General features: G+C 54.7%; 9 protein-coding genes. 3 read left to right on the forward strand and 6 right to left on the reverse strand.

Annotation, left to right across the window (positions count from 1 at the left end):
- Positions 1–226: 226 nt before the first annotated feature.
- The 5 genes from DD606_RS18045 to DD606_RS18065 form a co-directional block, all read right to left on the reverse strand.
- On the reverse strand, positions 227–1,924 hold the full coding sequence (locus DD606_RS18045) for an NAD-dependent malic enzyme (RefSeq protein WP_003857058.1): 1,698 nt from the start codon (positions 1,922–1,924) through the stop codon (positions 227–229).
- Between the two features lie 176 nt (positions 1,925–2,100).
- A complete protein-coding gene (gene sra / locus DD606_RS18050) occupies positions 2,101–2,238 on the reverse strand; it encodes a stationary-phase-induced ribosome-associated protein (protein WP_003857059.1) in 138 nt (45 codons plus the stop codon).
- A 95-nt stretch (positions 2,239–2,333) separates the two neighbouring features.
- Positions 2,334–2,549, reverse strand: a complete 216-nt coding sequence (gene bdm / locus DD606_RS18055) for a biofilm-dependent modulation protein (RefSeq protein WP_003857061.1) — start codon at positions 2,547–2,549, stop codon at positions 2,334–2,336.
- A gap of 141 nt (positions 2,550–2,690) precedes the next feature.
- Positions 2,691–3,212, reverse strand: a complete 522-nt coding sequence (locus DD606_RS18060) for a VOC family protein (RefSeq protein ID WP_003857065.1) — start codon at positions 3,210–3,212, stop codon at positions 2,691–2,693.
- A gap of 51 nt (positions 3,213–3,263) precedes the next feature.
- Positions 3,264–4,115: a Vmh family MBL fold metallo-hydrolase gene (locus DD606_RS18065; protein WP_063944749.1), complete on the reverse strand. Its 852-nt coding sequence runs from the start codon at positions 4,113–4,115 to the stop codon at positions 3,264–3,266.
- Between the two features lie 111 nt (positions 4,116–4,226).
- Here DD606_RS18065 and DD606_RS18070 point away from each other — a divergent pair, with 111 nt between their 5' ends.
- Together DD606_RS18070 and DD606_RS18075 are read left to right on the forward strand one after the other, a co-directional pair.
- The gene (locus DD606_RS18070; RefSeq protein ID WP_003857067.1) at positions 4,227–5,114 is read left to right on the forward strand and encodes a LysR family transcriptional regulator; all 888 of its coding nucleotides are present in this window, start codon (positions 4,227–4,229) and stop codon (positions 5,112–5,114) included.
- A 69-nt stretch (positions 5,115–5,183) separates the two neighbouring features.
- Positions 5,184–5,612, forward strand: coding sequence for an OsmC family protein (locus tag DD606_RS18075; RefSeq protein ID WP_003857069.1), 429 nt, complete (start codon positions 5,184–5,186; stop codon positions 5,610–5,612).
- A 23-nt stretch (positions 5,613–5,635) separates the two neighbouring features.
- Here the strand turns inward: DD606_RS18075 and DD606_RS18080 are convergent, their stop codons facing one another.
- Positions 5,636–6,541 carry a LysR family transcriptional regulator gene (locus tag DD606_RS18080; RefSeq protein ID WP_023324676.1) on the reverse strand — a complete coding sequence of 302 codons (906 nt, stop codon included), beginning with the start codon at positions 6,539–6,541 and terminating at the stop codon, positions 5,636–5,638.
- Positions 6,542–6,677: 136 nt separating this feature from the next.
- Between DD606_RS18080 and DD606_RS18085 the strand changes: the two genes are divergently transcribed.
- A partial coding sequence (locus DD606_RS18085) for an SDR family NAD(P)-dependent oxidoreductase (protein WP_129258954.1) occupies positions 6,678–7,321 on the forward strand: 644 nt, incomplete at its 3' end.

A 7,321-nucleotide genomic window follows, 5' to 3' on the forward strand; every position in this document is an offset into this window, starting at 1 on the left:
AAATGTATGTGAAACATTGAAAATTTCACAGTACAGCATAATTGGCCTCCTTATATATTCAGTAGGTTAATGGATGAAGGGAGTGTAGCGGGGGAAAATGGGTTTGGCTAGTGGGAAGTGCCGTATATTCCCCTCACCCTAACCCTCTCCCCAAAGGGGCGAGGGGACTGTCCGGTGCGGTTTTACCCTCTCCCCTTTGGGGAGAGGGCTGGGTGAGGGGCGATGCTTAAATCGAAGTACGACGATAGCTACGGTATTCCGGCATCCAGAAATTATCATCAATCGCTTGCTGCAACGCATCGGCAGAGGTTTTCACCGCGACGCCTTGCTGCTGCGCCATTTTGCCTACCGCGAAGGCAATTGCGCGGGACACTTTATGAATGTCTTTCAGCTCCGGCAGTACCAGGCCTTCACCGTTATTCACCAGTGGTGAGTGACCTGCCAGCGTTTCGCTCGCGGACATCAGCATTTCGTCGGTGATGCGGGACGCGCCGGAAGCGATCACTCCCAGACCAATACCCGGGAAGATATAGGAGTTATTGCACTGCGCAATGGGGTAGAGCTTGTCCTTCCACACCACCGGATCGAACGGACTGCCGGTCGCGACCAGCGCATTGCCTTCGGTCCAGGCGATGATATCCTGCGGCGTCGCCTCCACGCGTGAGGTCGGGTTCGATAGCGGCATCACGATAGGGCGTTCGCAGTGCTTATGCATCTCGCGAATGATCTCCTCCGTGAAGAGGCCGGTCTGCCCGGATACGCCGATCAGAATATCCGGTTTCACGTTGCGCACCACGTCAAGAAGCGAGAGCACCTCGTTATCCGTATCCCAGTTTTTCAGGTTCTCGCGCTTCTGCACCAGTTTGGTCTGGAACGGGAGCAGGTTAGGCATACCGTCGGTCAGCAGGCCAAAACGGTCCACCATAAAGACGCGGGAGCGGGCGAGCTCTTCGCTTAAGCCTTCGCGCTGGGTCTGGGCAATAATTTGCTCGGCGATGCCGCAGCCCGCGGAGCCTGCACCCAGGAAGACAATTTTCTGATAGCTAAGCTGGCTGCCTGCCGCACGGCTCGCAGCAATCAGCGTACCGACGGTCACTGCCGCAGTGCCCTGAATGTCATCGTTGAACGAGCAGATCTCATCGCGGTAGCGGTTCAGCAGCGGCATGGCGTTTTTCTGTGCGAAGTCTTCGAACTGCAACAGCACGTCCGGCCAGCGGTGCTTCACGGCCTGGATGAAATCATCCACAAACTGATAGTACTCGTCGTCGGTAATGCGCGGGTGACGCCAGCCCATGTACAGCGGATCGTTCAGCAGTTGCTGGTTGTTGGTCCCCACGTCCAGCACCACCGGCAGGGTGTAGGCCGGGCTGATCCCACCGCAGGCGGTATACAGCGAGAGCTTACCGATGGGAATACCCATCCCGCCAATGCCCTGGTCGCCAAGGCCCAGAATACGTTCGCCATCGGTTACCACGATCACCTTGATGTTGTGGTTCGGCACGTTTTGCAGAATGTCATCCATGTTGTGACGGTTCTGATAAGAGATGAACACGCCGCGGGAACGACGGTAGATCTCCGAGAAGCGTTCACATGCCGCGCCGACGGTTGGGGTGTAAATGACGGGCATCATCTCTTCGAGATGGTTCTGCACCAGGCGGTAGAAGAGGGTTTCGTTGGTGTCCTGGATATTACGCAGGTAGATGTGCTTATCGATTTCGGTTTTAAAACCCTGATACTGGATCCAGGCGCGTTCCGCCTGTTCTTCAATGGTTTCAACCACTTCAGGCAGCAGGCCCAGCAGGTTAAAGCTGCTGCGCTCTTCCATGCTAAAGGCGCTGCCTTTGTTCAGAAGGGGAAACTCCAGTAAAACCGGACCGGCGTAAGGAATATAAAGGGAACGATGTTTTTTCAGTTTGTTGTCCATGTCACTCACTCTTTTTAAGAAGATCCGTCCCTGACACTGCTGTTTGTCATCTTTCTGGCCTGTGCTACGGGGTGCGGTCGGTTGGTATTATAAAGGAGCTGAATATTAATTACCGCAACACATAAACAAAAACACCATCGGGATTACCGATGGTGTTGTGAATATCGTGCCGGAACTTACTTGCCGGAAGGGCGTTTTCTGCCGGTAGCGTGGGTAACCTGCGTTTCGCTACCCTCCTCAATAACCACTTTACGCTTGTTAGAGAGCTTGTAGTTCAGTCCCAGAATGTGGCGTGCCTGACGGTTCGATTTCATTTTAACTCCTCAATCCCGTTGATAGTTTTAAGGACAAGTTTGCTCACGCAAACGAAATGTAACCCCTTAGGTTGCTGATCCAGCTTAGCAGGTTTTTACAAAGGTGCATTTTGCCCGCTGACCACATAGTTGATGGTTTGCTGGTAGATGTCACTGAGGATGTCATTGTCTGTGGCTTCCACCCACTTGGTCAGTTCCATCAAAATGTCATCTTCGGTAACAACACCGTGCTCTGCCTGAAGACCCTGCGCAATCGCGTTAACGAGTTCGGGTTGTGCTGCTGTGGTATGTGCCGGGTAATAAGTAAACATGCTGCCTCCGTGTCGTTGTCTGTTTAATGTTACGGCGTGCAAAATCGTAATTCACATTCAGATTGGCAAATATTTTCGTCGTTGTGGTTCAGATTCGTCCTGGAAATAAAAATATCATCTCTCCTGGCACACAAATAAAATTCAGGGTTTCCAGCGGCGTAAATTTGTCGTTTTTTCATAAGGCATGGGCGTCGGCCAGGAGATCAATTCCACAATACTGCCCCAGGGGGTCTGTCCATAGCAGAAAGCATTCCCTTCACCTTGCTCATCCGGAAACGTGAGCGGCTTTGGCGCGGTAAACATCTCCCCGCCGGCAGCGGTGAAAGCGGCTATCGCCTTATCAAAATCATCAACATAAACAGCAAAATGCTGGAGGCCAAAGTCGCTGGCGCGGGCGGGCATTCCCTGTTCAGGGCCATGCATTTCGAAAAGTTCAATGCCGGGTCCATGGGGCATAACAAGCATGCGAATGGCGTGAATTTTTGTGCCGGGAAATAATTTTAAGGTGTGCTGCTGGGCGGCCTGATCAATATTATCGGTTTCCGCATCGACAGAATGATATAAAACCTGTGCGCCGAAAGCGCGTTCAAAAAATAGGGTGGCTTTTTCAATGTCGGGCACCGTAATACCGATATGGTCGATGCCCCTTACTGACGATGGCATAGTAAACTCCTGCTATAAAAAATTTAAATATAGCAGGAGATAATCAGGATATTACCACTTCATTTCGCCGGTATTCACTTTGGCACTCAATTCCAGCGAACTGGCTTCCGCCAGATTCGGCCACTGTTTTTTCATCGTGCTAATGACGCCGGTTGACGCTTTATGTGTCATGAGGGCCTGTTCAAACTGATGTAGATAGCGACGGGTAAAGTCGATAGCGCCGGTACCCGCTGGCGGTGTCCCAAGGTAGTGGCCCGGAATAACGTGTTCGGGCTTAAGGGCTGCCATGCTATCCAGCGTCTGCTGCCACTGTTTGCGGCTTTCCGGCGTTTGGGTATCCGCCGTCCAGACGTGAATACCCCACGAGACGCCCGTGCCGCCGAGGATGGTTTTTGCGGATGGGATCCAGACGTACGCCGCATAGCTCTCAGGCTCTTCAATATTCACTCTTTCACCATCAATCATAAAGGTGGTTGAGGCAAGCACCTGCGGCAAGTAGAGCTGCGTCGGCGCGCCGTCTTTCATCTGTGGCCCCCAGAAGGCGAGCTTCGCGTCTTTTGTGGCCCTGATATGGTCCACCACCTGTTGCGTGGCGACAACTTTGGCATTAGGGAAGGCTTTCACCAGCGGTTGCAGGCCGAAATAGAAATCCGGATCGCCGGAGGTGATCACGATTTTGTTCAGCGTTTTACCGCTGTGGCGAATTTTTTCCACCAGCGCTTCGCCATCTTTCACGCTGAACTGGGCGTCAAACAGTACCGCCTCTTTCGGGCCAGACACCAGCGTGGAAGAAACGGCAAAAATGCCTTTTTCCTGCGGGTTGTACGTATCAACGGTCAACGGCGCGGCAAAGACGGCCGGAGTGAAAAGGGTTGTCAGCAAAGCAAGGCGGGCGATAGTCATGGTCATGTCTCTGTTCTTCAGGAAAGTCTCTATTGTACGGATCTCTTCATTTGCCAGAATTCCTGAAACAGGAGATGCTTAGTTTCATAAATCGAGCAAATGGAGGTCAAAATGGATCGCGTTATTGCCGCCCAGGTGTACAACCGCATCTGTGAGCTGGGGAGTTTAAGCGCGGCGGCGCGGGCGCTGGGGATCTCCCGTCCGATGGTGAGCCGTTATCTGGAGCAGATGGAGAAGTGGGCCGGGGCGCGGCTGGTGAACCGCTCCACCCGCAAGCTGACGCTGACGGCGGCGGGGGAGAAGGTTCTGCAAAAGACCCGCACGCTCTCGCAAATTTCTCAGGAAATTGAAGATCAGTCAGTGAAGGATTTACCCTCAGGCACGCTTCGTGTCGCCTGCGCGCACTTTACGGCGATGCATATTATCGTTCCGGTGCTGCCCGATCTGTTGCAGCGTTACCCTCAGCTGCGCATTGAGCTGGATGTTAACAATCATCCGGTAAGTCTGGTGGGCGAGCGAATTGACGTGGCGATCCGCATCACCGATAACCCTGAACCGGGCATGATCGCCCGCCGACTGGGAGAGTGTCGGTCCGTACTTTGCGCCTCGCCGCACTACCTTGCCAGTCGGGGCGTTCCAGTGCAGCTGGAGGATTTATCCCGGCACAACTGCCTGCATTACAGCTTTTTTGCCGGTCAGTCGTGGCGTTTTTTGACGCCAGAAGGGGAGTCGGTCACGACGGCGGTCAGCGGCAATCTCAGCGCCAGTATCTCGTCATTGCTGATGGAGGCGGCGATAAACCACTGTGGTATTGCCATGCTGCCCGAGCGCGAGGCCGACGCGGCGCTACGGCAGGGCAGCCTGGTGCCGGTGCTCGGCGCCTTTACGCCAAAACCGATCGGTATTTTTGGTATTTATCAGTCGCGAGACTATCAGCCTGCGGCGCAGCGTGTGTTCCTGGATGCACTTGCAAACCACCTTGCCACGCGCTCGGACTAGTCTGTCTTCCCTGCAAAATGGATTATGCGTCCTATACTTATCCCTTTGTAAGCCAAAAGGAGAGCAAGAATGACGATTCATAAGCACGGTTCAGCACACTGGTCTGGCGACATCAAACGCGGCAAAGGGACGGTCTCAACAGAGAGTGGCGTCCTTAACCAGCAACCTTACGGCTTTAACACCCGCTTCGAGGGCGAAAAAGGGACTAACCCGGAAGAGCTGATTGGCGCAGCGCACGCGGCCTGTTTCTCTATGGCCCTGTCTCTAATGCTGGGCGAAGCGGGTTATACTGCCGATTCCATCGATACCACGGCGGATGTCTCGCTGGATAAAACCGACAGCGGTTTTGCCATCAGCAAAGTGGCGCTACAAAGCAAGGTGACGGTACCGGGTATCGATCCGCAGCAGTTCGACGGCATTATTCAGAAAGCGAAGGCGGGTTGTCCGGTATCGCAGCTGTTGAAAGCCGAAATCACGCTGGATTACAAACTGAACTGATATCAGGCCGGGCAAATGCCCGGCTAACCTTTCACTGCCGCAGGGAAAACCTCGGCAAGCCACGCAATAAACACTCTCAGGCGATGCGTTAAATGCCGACTCTGGGGATAGACCACGTGAAAAGGATACGCCTTAGGACGCCAGTCGCTCAGGATCTCTACCAGCGCGCCCGTTTCCAGATGCGCTCTCGCAGCATAGCCAAACGTCTGAATAATCCCTAAACCCGCCAGCGCCGCGGCCAGATGTGCGTTGCTTTCATTGACCCCAAGGTGGTGCGGAACGCTGATCTCCAGGGGCTCACCCCGGTCAAGGAAGCGGAACGGAAATGCGCGTCCGGTAACCGGGGAAAGGTAGCTAATCAGCTTATGGCCGTTGCGCAGCTCCTGCGGATAGGCAGGGATGCCGTGAGCTTTAAGATAGCCCGGCGCCGCGCAGGCGATCATCCCGGCATCACCGATATGCCGCGCGATAAGCGAAGAGTCATCCAGCGGGCCGCCGCGGATCACGCAGTCCACGTTTCCGCTGATTAAATCTACCGGACGATCGGCTACCCCCAGGTTAATGCGCAGATCCGGGTAGCGCTGAAAAAAATCCGGCAGCAGGGGGATCAGCACGTCCCGGGCGGTTGAGCCCCCCACGTCAATACGCAAATGGCCTTTGGGCGTGCAGCACGATGCGCGAAAGGCGGTATCAATGTCCTCTATATCAATTAATACCCGTAGCGCTTTCTCGTAGTATTCCATGCCTTCTGCCGTCGTGACCACCCGGCGCGTCGTGCGATGCAGCAGCCGTGTTTCCAGGTGCGCTTCAAGTGATTTTACCAGCTTGCTCAGCGTGGCTATCGGCATGTTCAGGGAGTCTGCCGCTCGGGTAAAGCTTCCGGATTCAACCACCCGCGTAAAGGCACGCATTGCCATTAGCTGATCCACATAGATCTCCTCTGATTATTTCCTGCTGTGAAAATTCATTTTCATTTTTGCCCGTTTATCGCTAATCCCGCAAGGTCTAAAGTCTGCCTGACGCGGGCAAACGCTCCTCTTTTACATCACAACAAAGGTTATGAGTATGAATACAACGCTTGCAGGAAAAATCGCTCTGGTGACCGGTGGCAGCACCGGTATTGGTCTCGCAACGGCACAGGAGCTGGCGGCGCAGGGAGCGAAGGTCTATATCACCGGACGTCGTCAGGCCGAACTGGATGCTGCCCGGGCAGACATTGGCGCCGCGGCGGTAGCTATCCGCGCGGACGTCTCCAGAATGGCCGATCTGGATGCGGTTTACGCGCAGATTGCTAAAGAAGAAGGACGACTCGATATTCTGTTCGCCAACGCCGGGGGCGGCGACATGCTGCCGCTGGGCGCTATCACCGAAGAGCAGTTTGACCGGATTTTTGCCACCAACGTGCGCGGCGTGCTGTTCACCGTCCAGAAAGCGCTGCCGCTGCTCTCATCTGGTTCATCCATTATCCTCACCGGATCGACGGTTTCGATTAAGGGGACGGCGAATTTTAGCGTCTACAGCGCCAGTAAAGCCGCCGTGCGTAACTTTGCCCGCTCCTGGGCGCTGGACTTACAGGGCCGCGGGATACGCGTCAACGTCGTCAGCCCTGGCCCCGTGAAAACGCCCGGTCTTGGCGATCTGGTTCCCGAAGAACAGCGTCAGGGATTATACGATGCGCTGGCGGCCCAGGTACCGCTGGGTCGCCTGGG

The sequence above is a fragment of the Enterobacter cloacae complex sp. GF14B genome (genome assembly GCF_004136805.1).
GTDB lineage: Bacteria > Pseudomonadota > Gammaproteobacteria > Enterobacterales > Enterobacteriaceae > Enterobacter > Enterobacter hormaechei_C.